13 protein-coding genes are annotated in these 15,724 nt (G+C 73.4%); 2 read left to right on the forward strand and 11 right to left on the reverse strand.

Annotation, left to right across the window (positions count from 1 at the left end; genetic code table 11):
- Positions 1–7: 7 nt before the first annotated feature.
- The 4 genes from ACI79R_RS07210 to boxC all read right to left on the reverse strand — a co-directional run bounded on the left by ACI79R_RS07210 (position 8) and on the right by boxC (position 6,195).
- Positions 8–1,090: an NAD(P)/FAD-dependent oxidoreductase gene (locus ACI79R_RS07210; protein WP_456572910.1), complete on the reverse strand. Its 1,083-nt coding sequence runs from the start codon at positions 1,088–1,090 to the stop codon at positions 8–10.
- Complete coding sequence (locus ACI79R_RS07215; protein ID WP_456572911.1) at positions 1,087–2,784, reverse strand: benzoate-CoA ligase family protein; 1,698 nt, start codon at positions 2,782–2,784, stop codon at positions 1,087–1,089. Before ACI79R_RS07215 ends, ACI79R_RS07210 begins: the two co-directional genes overlap by 4 nt.
- Positions 2,785–2,977: 193 nt before the next feature.
- A complete protein-coding gene (boxB, locus tag ACI79R_RS07220) occupies positions 2,978–4,459 on the reverse strand; it encodes a benzoyl-CoA 2,3-epoxidase subunit BoxB (protein ID WP_456572912.1) in 1,482 nt (493 codons plus the stop codon).
- A gap of 5 nt (positions 4,460–4,464) precedes the next feature.
- Positions 4,465–6,195 carry a 2,3-epoxybenzoyl-CoA dihydrolase gene (gene boxC / locus ACI79R_RS07225; protein ID WP_456572913.1) on the reverse strand — a complete coding sequence of 577 codons (1,731 nt, stop codon included), beginning with the start codon at positions 6,193–6,195 and terminating at the stop codon, positions 4,465–4,467.
- A 187-nt stretch (positions 6,196–6,382) separates the two neighbouring features.
- Between boxC and ACI79R_RS07230 the strand changes: the two genes are divergently transcribed.
- Positions 6,383–7,012, forward strand: coding sequence for a GNAT family N-acetyltransferase (locus tag ACI79R_RS07230; RefSeq protein WP_456572914.1), 630 nt, complete (start codon positions 6,383–6,385; stop codon positions 7,010–7,012).
- 58 nt (positions 7,013–7,070) lie between these two features.
- Here ACI79R_RS07230 and ACI79R_RS07235 read toward each other — a convergent pair whose 3' ends face one another.
- Both ACI79R_RS07235 and ACI79R_RS07240 read right to left on the reverse strand, forming a co-directional pair.
- Positions 7,071–8,531: a glutamine synthetase family protein gene (locus ACI79R_RS07235; RefSeq protein ID WP_456572915.1), complete on the reverse strand. Its 1,461-nt coding sequence runs from the start codon at positions 8,529–8,531 to the stop codon at positions 7,071–7,073.
- Positions 8,528–9,955 (reverse strand): Rieske 2Fe-2S domain-containing protein, encoded by a 1,428-nt coding sequence (locus ACI79R_RS07240; RefSeq protein WP_456572916.1) that lies wholly within the window; start codon positions 9,953–9,955, stop codon positions 8,528–8,530. The genes ACI79R_RS07235 and ACI79R_RS07240 overlap by 4 nt, the downstream gene beginning before the upstream one ends.
- Positions 9,956–10,030: 75 nt before the next feature.
- Between ACI79R_RS07240 and ACI79R_RS07245 the strand changes: the two genes are divergently transcribed.
- Positions 10,031–10,840, forward strand: a complete 810-nt coding sequence (locus ACI79R_RS07245; RefSeq protein WP_456572917.1) for an IclR family transcriptional regulator domain-containing protein — start codon at positions 10,031–10,033, stop codon at positions 10,838–10,840.
- A 9-nt stretch (positions 10,841–10,849) separates the two neighbouring features.
- Here the strand turns inward: ACI79R_RS07245 and ACI79R_RS07250 are convergent, their stop codons facing one another.
- The 5 genes from ACI79R_RS07250 to ACI79R_RS07270 all read right to left on the reverse strand — a co-directional run bounded on the left by ACI79R_RS07250 (position 10,850) and on the right by ACI79R_RS07270 (position 15,663).
- Positions 10,850–11,551: an ABC transporter ATP-binding protein gene (locus ACI79R_RS07250; RefSeq protein WP_456572918.1), complete on the reverse strand. Its 702-nt coding sequence runs from the start codon at positions 11,549–11,551 to the stop codon at positions 10,850–10,852.
- Positions 11,552–12,361, reverse strand: a complete 810-nt coding sequence (locus tag ACI79R_RS07255; RefSeq protein ID WP_456572919.1) for an ABC transporter ATP-binding protein — start codon at positions 12,359–12,361, stop codon at positions 11,552–11,554. It abuts the gene before it with no gap.
- On the reverse strand, positions 12,358–13,461 hold the full coding sequence (locus ACI79R_RS07260; RefSeq protein ID WP_456572920.1) for a branched-chain amino acid ABC transporter permease: 1,104 nt from the start codon (positions 13,459–13,461) through the stop codon (positions 12,358–12,360). The genes ACI79R_RS07255 and ACI79R_RS07260 overlap by 4 nt, the downstream gene beginning before the upstream one ends.
- Positions 13,458–14,345 carry a branched-chain amino acid ABC transporter permease gene (locus ACI79R_RS07265; protein WP_456572921.1) on the reverse strand — a complete coding sequence of 296 codons (888 nt, stop codon included), beginning with the start codon at positions 14,343–14,345 and terminating at the stop codon, positions 13,458–13,460. Before ACI79R_RS07265 ends, ACI79R_RS07260 begins: the two co-directional genes overlap by 4 nt.
- 100 nt (positions 14,346–14,445) lie before the next feature.
- Positions 14,446–15,663: an ABC transporter substrate-binding protein gene (locus ACI79R_RS07270; protein WP_456572922.1), complete on the reverse strand. Its 1,218-nt coding sequence runs from the start codon at positions 15,661–15,663 to the stop codon at positions 14,446–14,448.
- Between the last annotated feature and the right edge of the window lie 61 nt (positions 15,664–15,724).

The following is a 15,724-nucleotide window of genomic DNA, read 5'->3' on the forward strand; positions in this document are numbered from 1 at the left end:
GGGGGGCTCAGCTCGCGGCGGCCGCGCCGATGCCGGCGGGGTCGTCGCTGCTGTGCCCGGGGAAGAGCGGCTGGTCGGGGTCCAGGTAGGTGGCGGCGTTGTTCACGGCCGTCGCGGCCTCCCCGAAACCGACGGCGATCAAACGGACCTTGCCCGGGTACTCGGTGATGTCGCCGGCGGAGTAGACGCCGGGCACGTTGGTGCGCATCGCGGTGTCGACCAGGATCTTGCGGTCGACGATCTCGATGCCCCAGGTCTCCAGCGGGCCGATGTCGGCGGTGAAGCCGAGCGCGGCGATGACCGCCTGGGCCTTGTACGGGGTGACGGTGCCGTCCTTGGCCTTGACGTGCACGGTGTGCAGCCGCTCGTCGCCCTCCAGGTGGCTGACCTGGGCGTCGGTGACGATCGTCGTCGGCCCGGCCTCCATGTCGGCGACGCTGGCGGCGTGCGCGCGGAAGGCCTTGCGCCGGTGCACGAGGGTGACCGAGGAGGCGATGTCGGACAGCGCCAGCGCCCAGTCGACCGCGGAGTCGCCGCCGCCGACGATGACGACGTCCTGGTCGGCGTGCGCGGCCAGCTCCTTGACCACGTAGGTCAGGCCGCGGCCCTCCCACTCCGCACCGCCGGGCAGCGGCCGCGGCGTGAAGGTGCCGATGCCGCCGGTGATGACGACGGCGCCGCAGTGGATGCGGGTGCCCTTGTCGGTGGTGACCACGAGCCGCTCACCGGCCCGAGGAGTGCCGCCGGCCTCGTTGGTGAGGGTCTCGGCGCGCTCGCCCAGCACGTAGGCCGGGTCGAACCGGGCGGCCTGCTCGACGAGGTTGGCCACCAGGTCGCGGCCCTTGATGCCGGGGAAGCCGGCGATGTCGTAGATCGCCTTCTCCGGGTACAGCGCCATGACCTGGCCACCGGGCTCGGTCAGGCTGTCCACGATCGCCGTCCTCAGGCCGCGGAAGCCGGCGTAGTAGGCGGCGTACAGCCCGGCCGGGCCGGCCCCGACGACCAGCAGGTCGACCGAGACCTCGCGGCCGGCGCCGCTCCCCTCGGCGGGGACGTCGGTCGCGGGCGAGACGGTGTCGGTCGCGGTCATGCGGAGCTCCCGGGAGTCGTGGGCGTGAGGTCGGGACGGGCCGCGCCGAGGCGCTCGAGGGCCAGCTCGCGGACGCGGAAGCGCTGCAGCTTGCCGGTCGCGGTCTGCGGCAGCTCGTCGAAGACCAGGATGTTGCGCGGGCGCTTGAAGGCGGCCAGGCCCTCGCGGCAGAAGGTGACGAGGTCGTCGGGGGTGGTGGTCGCGCCGGGCGTGAGCACCACGCAGGCCACCGGCTTGTCCAGGCCCGTCTCGTCGGGCACGGAGACGACGACGACCTGGCTGACCTCCGGATGGGCGCGCAGCCGCTCCTCCACCTCGGTGGGGGAGACCCAGATGCCGCCGGCCTTGATGATGTCGTCGGTGCGGCCCAGCGAGGAGAAGTACCCGTCGGTGCCGCGGACGTAGGTGTCGCCGGTGCGCACCCACTCGCCCTGGAACACCCGGCGGGTGACGTCCATCCGTGACCAGTAGCCGGTCGCGGCGGAGCTGCCCTTGACCCAGAGGTTGCCGGGGGTGCCGTCGGGCACCGGTGCGCCGTCGTCGTCGAGGATCTTGGCCTCGTACCCGGCGACGACCTCGCCGGTGGAGCCGGCCCGGGTGCGGCCGGGGCGGCCGCTGATGAAGATGTGCAGCATCTCGGTGCTGCCGATGCCGTCGAGCATCTCCACGCCGAAGGTCGAGGTGAACCGCTCGAACAGGGGCGCGGGGAACGCCTCGCCGGCCGAGACGCAGGCCCGCACGGAGGCGAAGGCGTCGGCCGGCAGCCCGGCGTTGAGCAGCGCCGCGTAGTACGTGGGCCCGGCGAAGAACAGCGTCGGGCGCAGCTCCTGCAGCACCCGCAGGGTGCCGGCGGGGGAGGGCCGCGAGCGGTCCAGCACGACCGAGGCCCCGACGGAGAACGGGAAGGTCAGCGTGTTGCCCAGGCCGTAGGCGAAGAAGAACTTGGCCACGGAGAAGGTGACGTCGTCCGGGCCGATGGCCAGCACGTCCTGGGCGTAGGTCTCGGCGGTGTCGCGCAGCGAGCCGTGCCGGTGCATCGCGCCCTTGGGCGTGCCGGTGGTGCCGGAGGTGTAGAGCCAGAAGGCCGGCGAGTCGGCGATCGTCGGATACGGCTCGCGGGCCTGCTCGAGGAGGTCCGCGCCGTCGGCGACGAAGTCGTCCCAGGTGCGCACGCGGGTGCCGGCCACCTCGGGGAGGGCGCCGTCGGTGAGGACGACGACGTCGGCCAGCCCGCGGGTGCCGCCGACGGCCGAGCCCAGCTCGGCGAACTCGGAGGACAGCGCCACCAGCCGGGCGCGGCTGTCGCGGGCCAGGCCGGCGATGTCCTTGGGCTTGAGCATGGTGCTGACCGGCACGGGCACCGCGCCGATCCTGAGCCCGGCCAGGAAGGCGGTGAGCAGCTCGGGGGAGTCGCCCATGCAGAGCAGCAGGCGCTCCTCGGGGCGGACGCCGGAGGCGATCAGCGCCGCGGCGAACCGGGTGACGGCCTCGTCGAGCTCGCCGTAGGTGAGCGTGCGGATGCTGCCGTCGAGGTCGACGGCGGTGATCGCGCGCCGGTCGGGCGTGGCGCGGGCGTGCCGGGTGACCAGCCACTCGGCGGCGTTGAACAGCTCGGGGCCGGGCGCGGCGCCGGCGGCCGGAGCCGTGGGGGCGGCCGCCGGAGGTGTCGCGGGAGCGGTGTCGAGGGTGGCCACGGTGCTCGTCCCTTCTCGGATCCGACGTCGTCGTCGAGCGGCCGTCCCGGCGCGGCCGGGGCGGGAGGTGAGGGGGGAGTGCGGTCGCGGCTGCGGCCGGACCCCCGGCGAGGGGAGTCCGGCCGCGGCCGGGTGGCCCTCCTGCAGGGCCCGCCGCGAGCCTTACCAGCGGTGGGGGCAGGAGGGTCCGTCGTCAGAAGCGGACGTAGTCGTACTCGACCGGCAGGGAGTTGATGCCGACCGACGGCGGGGCGATCCAGCCGGCGAACTCACCGGGCTCGTAGTGCGGCACCATCAGCGCCGCGACCCGCTCGCGGTCCTCCGGGGTGGGCAGCCAGTCGCCGACCGACTTCTCCCACGTGGCGGCGTCGATGATCTCGCCGGTGGGGGAGACGTGGTGCCCGGCGAAGGCGCCGACCTTGCGGTTGAAGCCCTGGTGGGGCAGGAACAGCCGCTGCTCGAGGCCGGCCTCCTCCAGCTCCTGGTTCCAGCGCTTCACGCCGTTCTCGCAGTCGGCGGCGTACTCGTTGCGCAGGTCGAGGTTGAGCGCGGTGAGCATCGGCACCGTGCGGGTGGCCATCCGCCCGTCCTCGATGACCGGCACGTCCATGGTGAGGTCGTGCAGCAGGTGGTCGTCCTTGCGGCGGGTCTCCATCCAGCGGCCCTTGAGCCCGGCGGTGTAGTAGGCCGCCACGTTGGAGGAGGTCTCGGAGCCGAAGAGGTCCATCGAGACGGAGAACTGGAAGTTCAGGTACTTCTGGATGACCGACAGCGGGATGCCGCCGTACTCCCAGATGTCGTCGGTGCCGTGCTCCTTCATGAGCTGGGCGGTCCGCTGCACCGTCCGCTGCACGCCGGTCGTGCCGACGAACATGTGGTGCGCCTCTTCCTTGAGCATGAACTCGCAGGTGCGCGCCAGCGGGTCGAAGCCGCTCTCCTTCAGCGTGCCGAGCTGGTACTTGCCGTCCCGGTCGGTGAAGTAGGTGAACATGAAGAACTGCAGCCAGTCGGTGGTGTCCTCGTTGAAGGCACCGAGGATGCGCGGGGAGTCGTAGTCACCGGAGTTGCGCTTGAGCAGCTCCTCGGCCTCCTCGCGGCCGTCCTTCCCGAAGTAGGCGTGCAGCAGGTAGACCATCGCCCAGAGGTGACGGCCCTCCTCCACGTTGACCTGGAAGAGGTTGCGCATGTCGTACAGCGACGGTGCGGTCATGCCGAGGTGGCGCTGCTGCTCGACCGAGGCGGGCTCGGTGTCGCCCTGGATGACGATCAGCCGGCGCAGGTCCGAGCGGTACTCACCCGGAACCTCCTGCCAGGCCGGCTCGCCCTTGTGCTGGCCGAAATTGACCTTGCGGTCGGGGTCGCGCTCGGCGAGGAAGATGCCCCAGCGGTACTGCTCCATGGGCACCCGGTCGAAGTGCGCCCAGCCGTCGCGGCCGACGGCGACCGCGGTGCGCAGGTAGACGTCCTGGGTCGGGATGGAGGGGCCCAGGTTCTGCCACCAGTCGAGGAACTTCGGCTGCCAGCCCTCCAGCGCCCGCTGGAGCTTGCGGTCGCCGGCCAGGTTGACGTTGTTCGGGATGCGCTCGCTGTAGTCGATCTTCGACAGCGGCCCGGTGGGGGTGGGGGCGTCGCCGGTGACCGTGCCGGTCTGCGGCGTGCTCTCGGTGCTCGTCATCTCGGTCAGACCCGCTTCCTGTCGTAGTCGGCCCGCTTGCCGGTGCCGTACCGGCGCAGCGCTCCTTCCGGACCAGCGGCGTTGGGCCGCTGGAAGATCCAGTTCTGCCAGGCCGTCAGCCGGCCGAAGACCTTGGTCTCCGGGGTCTCCCGGCCGGCGAACCGGAGGTTGGCCTCCATGCCGGTGAGGGCGTCGGGGGAGAAGCTCGCGCGCTCCTCGATGGCCAGCCGGATCTCGTCCTCCCAGTCGATGTCGTCCGGGGTGGCGGTGACCAGGCCGAGCTCGGCGGCGTCGGCGGCCAGCAGGTCGCGGCCGGTCGCGGCCTCGGCGGCGGCCAGCTCCTCGGCCGAGCCGAGGAAGCGCACCTGCAGCCGGGTGAGGTCGTTGCCCATCGGCAGCAGCCCGGTGTTGAACTCGTCGAGCCGGATCACCGCCGGGGGCTTCGGGTCCTCGTCGTCCTCGAACTGGCCCTCGAGCATGTACTGCCGGTCGGCCGACAGCGCGATCTCGGCCAGGGCCCCGACGAAGCAGCTGCCGGGCTCGATCAGCGCGAACAGGCTGCGCGAGGTGGTGTCCAGTCGCTTGACCGTGCGCTTGTAGAAGTTGATCGTCTCGCGCACCAGCCAGTGCCCGCGGTTGGCCAGCAGGAACTCGTCGTAGGCGGTCGCGGTGGCCACGTCGCCCTCGGTGCGCAGCAGCCAGGTGCCGATGGCCAGCTCGTTGGTGCGCAGCCGCAGGATGACGTCGTCCAGCTGGCGGGTCATGGCCAGGAACCAGGCGGAGTCGCCCTGCTCCTGCAGCTCCTCGACCGAGGCGGGGACGGCGGTCGGGCCGAGGACGGTGATCGTCGCGGTGCCCGAGTCGCGGTCCAGCACCACCCGCACGTGCTCGTAGGTGGTGGTGTCGCCGTCGACCTGGCGGGTCAGCGGGGTCAGGGCCACGCCCTGCGCGCCGGCACCGGGACGGTCGGAGCGCGCGGCCAGCTCGGCGGCGCGGCGGGCGACCTCGTCGGAGAAGTCGCGGGCCTTGGCCACGGCGTCGACCAGGCGCCACTGGACGGCGCGCTCGCCGCGGATGCCCTCGGCGGTGGTGGAGAAGATGTCGGCCAGGTCGCGGCGGACGCCGCGCTTGTCGACCACGCGGGTCAGCCCGCCGGTGCCGGGCAGCACGCCCAGCAGGGGCACCTCGGGCAGCGACACCGCGGAGGAGTTGTCGTCGACGAGCAGGATCTGCTCGCAGGCCAGCGCCAGCTCGTAGCCGCCGCCGGCGGCGGTGCCGTTGACCGCGGCGAGGAAGGGCAGCCCGGAGTGGTCCGTGGCGTCCTCGATGCCGTTGCGGGTCTCGTTGGTGAACTTGCAGAAGTTCACCTTCCAGCTGTGCGGCGAGGCGGCCAGCATGCGGATGTTCGCGCCCGCGCAGAACATGCGCTCCTTGCCGCTGGTCACCACGACGGCCTTGACCTCGGGGTGCTCGAAGCGCAGCCGCTGGACCGCGTCGTGCAGCTCGATGTCGACGCCGAGGTCGTAGCTGTTCATCTTCAGCTCGTAGCCGGGGACGATGCCGCCGTCCTCGGCGACGTCGAGGGTGAGCGTGGCGATCTCGCCGTCGACGGAGAGCTTCCAGTGCTTGTACTGCTCGGGGCTGGTGTCGAAGGAGACCTCGACGGTCGCAGCGGGCTCGGCGACCGGAGCCGGGCCCTCCGCCGCAGTGCCCTGGCGGTCTTCGAGGGTGGTCACGCTGCCTCCAAGGGGAACGGATCTGGCGCAGGGGAACCCCGCGGGCCGCCTCCATCCTGACGTGCTACAGGAAAGAGTGCAAGCGGAGCGTCTCGTGTAGAGATGTGCAACAGGTCACTATCGTAGGCCGCAATGCACCGGCCCCGCAGGAGGCGGACCGGGCGGCCGGCGGAGGGGGCGTGCCGAGATGTCCACGGACACCGCGCTGACCTGGGAGAAGGACCCCGACCCGCGCTGGGACGAGGATCGGGAACGGATCTTCGCCAGCGTTCCCGAGGCCGTCTTCCCGACCCTCCGGCGGGTGCCGGGAGAGCCGCTGACGAGCGACTGGTGGCGGGTCCGGCGGTCCGGCCGGGTGATCGGCTACGGCTGGCTGGACGACGTCTGGGGCGACGCGGAGATCCTGCTGGCGGTCGAGGAGGCCGCCCGCGGCACCGGCGCCGGGGAGTTCGCGCTGGCCCACCTCGAGCGCGAGGCCGCCGCCCGGGGGGTGAACTACGTGCTCAACGTGGTGCGTGCCGACCATCCGCGACGCGACGAGGTCACCGCCTGGTTCCTCGCCCACGGCTTCACCGGTGCCGAGGACGGCCGGCTGCGCAAGTTCGTCGCCGACCGCCCGGAGGCGCCCGGCCGGGACGCCCGCCGCACCGGGGCCCCGGAGGACGACGCCCGGCACGCCCGCTTCCTCGCCGAGCGCGAGCGCGCCCGGTCGGCCCGGGCCGGCCGGGCCGGGGCGGCCGAACCGGTGGGCGTGCCGCTGGGGCCGGGCGAGGAGGAGAGCGGCGGCTACGTCGACCAGGAGCGGCACCGCTACTGAGCCGTCCGGCTCGCCCGGGACGCGGGTGGAGCGGGACCGGGGCCACGCGGGCGCCTGCTCAGAACAGGTGCAGGTACTCCCGCTGCTCCCAGTCGGTCACCGTGACCTCGAACCGGGCCACCTCGGCGCGCTTGACGCCGGCGTAGTGGTCGACCAGCGCGGGGCCGAGCAGGGTGCGCAGCCCGTCGGCGTCCTCGTCCAGCGCCCGGACCGCCTCGCCCAGGCTGGTCGGCAGCCGCACCGCCTCGGTGGCGTAGGGCTCGTCGGCCGACGGCCCGGGATCCAGGCCGCGGGCGACGCCGTCCAGGCCGGCGGCCAGCTGCGCGGCCATCGCGAGGTACGGGTTCGCGGCCGGCTCGCCGACGCGGTTCTCCACGTGCAGGTCGCCGCGGGCGGCCGAGCCGACCACCCGCAGCATCGCGGCGCGGTTGTCGTGGGCCCACAGCACGCGGTCGGGCGCCATGGAGGCGGGCTGGAACCGCTTGTAGCCGTTCACCGTCGGGACGGCGAACACGCAGCCGGCGCGGGCGTGCCGCAGCAGCCCGCCGAGGTAGCCGCGGCCCGCCGCCGACAGGCCGTCGCCCTCCCCGAACAGGCTCACCAGGTCGCCGGCCCCGTGGCGCACCAGTGACTGGTGCAGGTGCCAGCCGCTGGAGCAGGCCTCGGGAGCCTGGGGCCGGCACATGAAGGTGGCCAGCAGCCCGGCCCGGCGGGCCAGCTGCCGCACGGCGCCGCGCATCAGCACCATGGTGTCGGCGGAGGCCAGCCCGCGCTGCGGCCCGGTGGTCAGCTCCACCTGGCTCGGCCCGAACTCGACCTCGGTGGTGCGCAGCGGCACGCCCAGCGCGCGCAGCGTGCGGCCGACCGAGGCCAGGAACGGCTCGAGCGCGTCGGCGCGGTCCTCGCTGAGCAGCTGGTAGCCGCGGTCGAGCGGCACGAGCTCGTCGGCGCGGCCCGGCGCACCCGGCCGGCCCACCTGGTCGGCGGCCAGCGGGGTGCCCGGGGTGCCGAACAGGTGGAACTCCAGCTCCAGGCCGGTGACCAGGTCGAAGCCGGCGTCCGCGGCCCGTGCGAGCACGTCGCGCAGCGCCCCGCGGGCGTCGAAGGGCACGCGGCCGCCGTCCTTGAGCCGCAGGTCGCACAGCAGCCAGCCGGTGCGCTCGGCCCACGGCAGCACCCGGAAGGTGGCGGGGTCGGGGACCATGACGACGTCGCCGGCGCCGCCCAGGCCCGGCACGCCGACCCCGCCGTCGGGCCGGAACGCCGGGTAGACCGTGCGCCCCGAGGTGTCCTTGGACAGCAGCGTGCCCACGATCGGCAGGCCGTCGGTGAACGCGCCGGCCAGCTGGTCGGCGGCGACGGCCTTGGTGCGCACCACGCCGTGCAGGTCGACGAAGCCGATCCGCACCGTCTCCAGGCCACCGGTGGCCACCCGCTCGAGCACGTCGGCGGCGGCCGCGCGCTGCCCGTCGTCCCAGTCGCCGTGCCGGGCCACGAACCCGGGGCGGGCGGTGGTCACGGGGCGGGGGTGGCGCCGGTGCGGGGCGCGAACACGGTGGGGTCCTCCGGCTCGACGTCCTCCGCCCGGACGCCCGCCGGGCCCGTCGCCAGCGCCGCCGTCCAGTCCGCCGCCCACGGGCTGGCCGCCCGCAGCTGCGCGACGGCGGTGGCCCAGAAGGACTCCCACTCGCCCGTGGGGCCGATGCCGTCCAGGGGGATGGGCCCGCGGCTCTCGACCTCGGCGGTGTCCTCCAGCAAGGTGGCCGGGTTGCGCCCCTCGGCGACGGCGTCGATGGCGTCCAGCAGCATCCGCCGGTAGGTGATGATCGCCTTGTCCGAGCGGCTGAGCTTCTCGCGGGTGCGGTCGTGGATCAGCCCCTGGCCCTCGACGGCCATCTGGTCGTGCACGTTGATGTCCGGGCCCAGCCCCGTGTACGTGGTCGTCCGCTGTTCCTCGGGGTCGAACTGGTAGTTGTTGGCCCGGTTCCGTACCGGCCGGTAGTCCGGGAGCGTGATGCCCTCCAGGCGCTGGGCCCGCATCGTGGCCTTGTCGACCGGCTCGTCGAGGCTGGTGAACATCGCGTACCAGTAGCAGGAGACGTCGTCGACGGGCACGTGCCACTGGGTGATGGACATCGTCGACGACAGCGGGATGGTGATCCCGTGCGGGAACACCTGGTGGGTGATGCGCACGTGCGTGGTGCTGCCGTCCAGGCCGTCCTGGTCCAGCCGCCGCAGCGCCACGATCCGCTGGCCGTAGTCGGTGCGGGCGTTGAGGATCTCCGGGCGCCCGTACTCGCGGAGGATCTTGGTCATCGGGAGATCCGTGCCGAGGGACGCGCCGCGGAACTGCTTGCCGTAGCTGTCGGCCGGGTCCTCGTCCTCCTCGAACCGGTGCAGGTAGGAGGCGTGCGCCGGGTCGATGCCGACCTCGAGCGCCTGGAGCCAGTTGCAGTCGAGGTAGCCCTTGAAGGCGAAGGTGTAGGCGTCGGGGGCGGCGAAGCAGTCCAGCGCCGGGAACTCCGGGGGCTCGCCGGGGCCGAGGTAGCCCCAGACCACGCCGTTGCACTCGCGCACCGGGTAGGCCGTGACCCGGACCTTCGCCGGCAGCGTGCTGTCGACGGGCTCGGCCGGCGTCTCCAGGCAGCGGCCGGCGCCGGAGAGCAGCCAGCCGTGGAAGTAGCAGCGCAGCCCGCCGTCCTCCAGCCGGCCCAGGGCCAGGTCGGCGCCGCGGTGCGGGCACCGGCGGTGGATCAGCCCGAGCTCGCCGGAGTCGTCGCGGAACAGGACGAGGTCCTCGCCCAGGAGGCGGACCGGGACCACCGGCCGGGGCGAGTCCAGCTCCTCGGTCAGCGCCACCGGCTGCCAGTGCCGGCGCATCCAGTCGCCGCCGGGGGTGCCCGGGCCGGTCCGTGTCATCCGGATGTTGTCCTCGGCGCGCACGACCCCTCCTTGTGTTCGACTACCGAACGGTGGTTCGCTGTTGACCCATACTGGTCGCCGAGCGAGGAGAGCGCAATGCCCCGTCTGACCCCTCCGGCCGCCGCGTCGCGGGCGGCCCGTCAGCTGGACGGCGCGGCCGCCCCCGCCGACTTCTCCGAGGCCCTGGCGCGGGGGCTCGCCGTCCTCCAGGCCTTCGGGGACGAGCCCCCCGGCGACGCCGCGCAGCTGTCGCTGGCCGATCTGGCCCGGCGCCTGGACCTGCCCCGCGCCACGGTCCGGCGCGCCGTGCTCACGCTGCAGCACCTGGGGTTCCTGACGGCGCACGGGCGCACGTACGCCCTCACCCCGGAGGTCCTGCGCCTGGCCAGCGCGTACCTGGGCAGCAACCTGCTCAGCCGCGTGGTGCAGCCGGCCTGCGACGAGGTCGCGGACCGGCTCGGAGCGCCCTGCGCGGTGGCCGTGCTCGACGGGGCCGACGCGGTCATGGTGGCCCGGGCGCTGCCGCGCCAGCTGATGCCCGTCGGCGCGGGCATCGGCTACCGGGTGCCGGCCGCCTGGTCCGCGCTCGGGCGCGTGCTGCTCGCGGCCCGGCCGGTCGAGGAGGTCGACGCCGTCCTCTCCGCCGGTGGGGCGGACGCGGCGACCCGGCGGGTGCTGGCCGACCGGCTCGCCGAGGTCCGGGACCGCGGCTGGGCGCACGTGGTCGACGAGGCCGAGCCCGGCCATCAGTCCGTCGCGGTCGCGCTGCGCCGCTGGGACGGCGAGGTGGTGGCCGCCATGAACGTCGGGAGCAGCACGCAGGCGCGGACGGCGGCGTGGATGACCGGCGAGGCGCTGGACTGCCTCACCGAGCGCGCCGCCGCCCTCCGCGCCCTGCTGGTCTGACCGTCGGCGTCAGGCGACGCCGAGCAGGGCGTGCGCCACCGAGGAGTCCTTGCGGAACTCCATCGTGGGGGAGCGGTGCACGACGCGGCCCTTGTCCATGACGGCGATCTCGTCGGCCACCGCGAAGGCCAGGTGCAGGTCCTGCTCGACCACGAGCAGGGTCACCCCCTCGGACTTCATGCCGCCGATGGCCTCGCCGATCAGGTCGACCACGGCCGGCGCCAGCCCGTCGGACGGCTCGTCCATGAGCACCAGGCGCGGGTTGGTCAGCAGCGCGCGGGCGATGGCGAGCATCTGCTGCTCGCCCCCGGAGAGCTGGGCGGCCTCGTGCTTGCGGCGCTCGCCCAGGCGGGGGAGCAGCTCGAGGACGCGGGCGATGTCCCACGGACCCTTGCCCCGGCCCCGGCGGGCGGCCAGGTCGAGGTGCTCGGTCACCGTGAGCGGCGCCCAGGTGCGCCGGCCCTGCGGCACCAGGGCCACGCCCGCCCGTGCGATCACGTCGGGCCGCCGGCCGGTCAGGTCGGTGCCCTCGACGGACACCCGTCCGGCCGACGGGGTCACCAGCCCCATGAGGGTGTTGATCAGCGTGCTCTTGCCGACGCCGTTGCGGCCGAGCAGGCCGAGCACCCGGCCGGCCTCGAGGTCGAGGTCGACCCCCTGCAGGACCGTGCTGCGCTTGTAGCCGGACTCCAGTCCGCGGACCTCGAGCACTCAGCTCACCTCCATCTCGGGGCGGGCGACGCCGCCGGTGGCCGGGCCGTCGAGGAACAGCGACTCCCGGCCGCTGCCCAGGTAGGCCTCCTGCACCGCGGAGCTGGCCCGCACCTCGTCGGGGGAGCCGGTGAGCAGGAGCTTGCCCAGGTGCAGCACGGTGACCGAGGTGGCCAGGGCGAAGACGACGTCCAGGTCGTGCTCGACGATCACCAGCGTCACCGACTCGGGCAGCGCCTTGAGCAGCCCGACCAGACGGGCGCTCTCCGCCGGGGACATGCCGGCGGCCGGCTCGTCCAGCAGCAGCAGCCGGGGCTCGCAGGCCAGCGCGACGGCCACCTCGACCTGCCGGCGCTCGCCGTGGGACAGCGCGGACACCAGGGAGTCCGCGCGCTGCGCCAGGCCGACGTCGGACAGCAGCTGGCGGGCCCGGTCGCGAGCCGCCTTCTGCCGGCGCGGCACCAGCGAGTGGCGGGCGCCGCCCGCCTGGCGCTGCGCCGCCATGAGCACGTTGCGCTCGACGGTCTGGCTGAGGAACAGGCTGGAGTGCTGCAGGGTCTGGCTGATCCCGCGGCGGGCCCGCTGCGCCTCGGAGAGCCGGGTGATGTCCTTGCCGTCCAGCGAGACGGTGCCGCTGCTGACCGGCATCGCGCCGGTGACCAGCTTGAACAGGGTGCTCTTGCCGGCGCCGTTCGGGCCGATGAGCGCGTGCCGCGCGCCGGCGGGCACCTGCAGGTCCACGCCGTCGACGGCCTTGAGGGCGCCGAACTGCCGGGTGACGCCGTCGAGCTCGAGCAGGGGGGTGGTCATACCGGTCGCTCCTCGTTGCTGCTGCCGGGGATGGCGCCCTCCTGGGGAGCGCCGCCCTCCGGACTCCGCCGTCGCCGCAGGCCGGTGAGGCCGGCCAGCCCCGCGAAGCCGCGGGGGAGGACGTAGACGGCGATCACGAACACGATGCCGAGCACCAGGGGGCCGTGGCCGCCGAGGTCGGGGCCGTAGTAGTCGCGGACGATCACGACCACGGCCATGCCGATGACCGGCCCCCACAGCGAGCCGGCGCCACCGAGGACCAGGGCCAGCAGCGTGATCGCGCTGAGGGCGAACCCGGCGTCGCTCGGGTTGACGATCCGGTTGAGCTGGGCGAACAGCCCACCGGCCACACCGGCGAAGGCGCCGGCGAGCACGTAGGCGACGTACTTGTAGCGGAACGGCGAGTAGCCCAGGGAGCGCATGCGCGCCTCGTTGTCCCGGATGCCGCGCAGCGCCAGGCCGAACGGCGAGCGGGAGATGAGCCAGACCGCGGCGTAGGCGATGAGGAAGACCGCCAGGATGTACCAGTAGCGGTACCCCTCCAGGCGCAGCGGCTCCCCGGCGATGCGGAAGGTCGGGATCCCGAAGAAGCCGTCCGAGCCGCCGGTGACGTCGTCCCACTGCAGCGCCAGCTGCGAGGTGATCTCGCCGATGGCCAGGGTGAGCATGAGGAAGAAGACGCCGTCGCTGCGGACGACGAGCCAGCCGGTGAGGACGGCGGCCACGCCGCCGGCGACGGCCGCCGCCAGGACGGGCACCGGCGCGTTCGGCGTCCAGTGCTCGGCCACCAGGCCGGCGGTGTAGGCGCCCACGCCGAAGTAGGCCGCGTGACCGAGCGACGGCAGCCCGGTGATGCCGACGAGCAGGTCGAGGCTGACGGCGAAGAGGCCGAAGATCAGGACCCGGCTGAGGATGGTCGTCTCGTCGGGGCCCACGAAGAACGGGACCAGCGCCAGGACGACGATCACGGCGAGCGCGATGACCGCCCGCAGCGGCGCCCGGCCGCCCGGGCGGCCCGCAGCGGCCGCCGAGGCGCTGCTGCCACCGGACCCGGACGGGGAGCCGGCCTTCGTCGTGGAGGGGCGGGCGGGGGCGGTCATGAGGCCACCTTCCTCGGGCCGAAGAGTCCGCGCGGACGGACGATGAGCACCACGGCCAGGGCTCCGAACAGGATGAACGAGGCGAGCTCGGGCAGCAGGGCCCGCCCGAGCGAGTCGACCTGGCCGATGATCAGCGCGCCGATCAGCGCGCCCTTGACCGAGCCCAGGCCGCCGATCACGACGACGATGAGCGCCAGCAGCAGGACCGAGTCGTCCAGCCCGGGGTCCACGCCGTACACGGGGCTGCCGAGCACGCCGGCGACCATCGCCAGCGCCGAGCCGATGCCGAGGACGGCGATCTTGACCTTGCGGTTGTCGATGCCCATCGCCGAGACCATCTCGCGGTCGGCGACGCTGGCGCGGACCAGCGCGCCCACCGACGTCTTCTCCACGACCAGGTAGACGATCAGCGCGAGGACCAGGCCGACGCCGATGAGCGCCAGCCGGTACACCGGCAGGGTGCCGGCGCCGACGGCGACGCGGTCGTCGAGGCCCGGCGGCGGGGCGAGGCTGTAGACGTCGTTGCCGTAGATGATCGACAGCACCTCGGCGACGACCAGCGAGACGCCGAGGGTGAGCAGGGCCTGGTCGAGGATCGGCCGCTTGGCCAGGGGCTCGGTCATCGCCGACAGGACGCCGCCGGCCAGCAGCCCGAAGACCGCGGCCAGGCCGAGCGCGCCGAGGAAGCCGCCCCAGGTCACCCCGTCGTCGAGCAGGGTGTAGGCGAGGTAGGTGCCGACCAGGTAGAAGGCGCCGTGGGCCAGGTTGAGCACGCCCATCATCCCGAAGACGATGGAGAGCCCGACGGCCAGGATGAACAGCAGCGACCCGATGGCGAAGCCGTTGAGGATGCTGACCAGGTTCTCGGAGAACCAGTCGGCCATGGAGGGGACCTTTCCCGTTACGGCCGTCCGGGGCCGGGTGGGGACCCGGCCCCGGACGGGTGCCTGCGCGGGGCGGTGCCCCGCCCGGTCGGTGTGGGCGTCAGACGGTGCCGTACTGGCCGAGGTCCTCGACGACGGTGTTGATCAGCGTGCCGCCCTCGTCGACGACCTCGCGGAGGTAGATCGTCTGCTTGGGGTTCTGGTCCTCGAAGCTCCACGGCCCGCGGGGGCTGTCGTCGATCTCCCCGAGGCCGCCGAGGGCCTCGGCCAGCGCCGTGCCGGAGGTGTCGCCGGCCTCGGCGAGAGCCTTGCTGAGCACGTTGGCCGCGTCGTAGGTGCTCATGGCGAACACCGTGGGCAGCGTGTCGTAGGCGTCCTGGTAGGCCTGCACGAAGGCCTGGTTGGCCTCGTTGTCGATCTCCGTGGAGTACTGCAGCGTGGTGCGGACGCCGACGGCGTTCTGCCCCTGCCCCTCCAGGACGCTGCCCTCGGTGAGGAAGCCCGAGCCGTACAGCGGGATGGTGTCCTTCAGGCCGAAGTCCGCGTACTGGTTGACGAAGCTGACCGCCTCGCCGCCGGAGTAGAAGCAGAACACCGCCGCCGCGCCGGAGGACTGCGCGCGCTGCAGGAACGGCTGGAAGTCCTGCGTCGTGCCGAACGGGGTCAGCGCGGAGCCGGCGACCGTGCCGCCGGCGCCCTCGAAGGCCTCGGTGAAGGCGGTGACGTTCTCCTGACCGGCCGCGTAGTCCGGCGCCATGATGAAGACCGAGCCGACGTTCTGCGCGGCCAGGTACTCGCCCATGGCGAAGGAGTTCTGCGCGTTGGTGAACGACACGCGCCAGACGAAGTCCGACCGGGCGTCGCCGGTGATGGCCACCGCGCCGGCGTTGCTGATCAGGAGGAGCTTCTCCTCCTCGGTGAACTGCTCGGCCACGCCGAGGGCGGTGGCGGAGTTGACGATGCCGACGACCACGTCGACGTCGCCCAGCAGGCCCTGGATCGCCGGGACGCCGGTGTCGGGACCCTCGCCCTCGTCGGCGGTGGAGGTCTCGACGGTCCAGTCGCCCATCTTGTTGTCGTTCTGCTGGAGCCAGAGGTTCCAGCCGTTCTGCATGTCGACGCCGAGCGGCGTGTAGACGCCGGCCTGGGGGATGACCAGCCCGACGCGGATGGTGCCGCCGCCACCGCCGCCGCCACCACCGGAGCCGCCGTCGTCACCACCCAGGCTGCCGCCGCCGCAGGCGGCGAGGGCCATGCCGCCGACCCCCACCCCCATGGCTCCGAGCAGTTGACGACGGGACAGATCAGGCAGGGCCATGGAGGTCTCCGCGAGGTCGGGACGTGCTACAGCTGCACGCCTGTCGGCCATGAATGCTGTA

The sequence above is a fragment of the Blastococcus sp. SYSU D00820 genome (assembly GCF_054050695.1).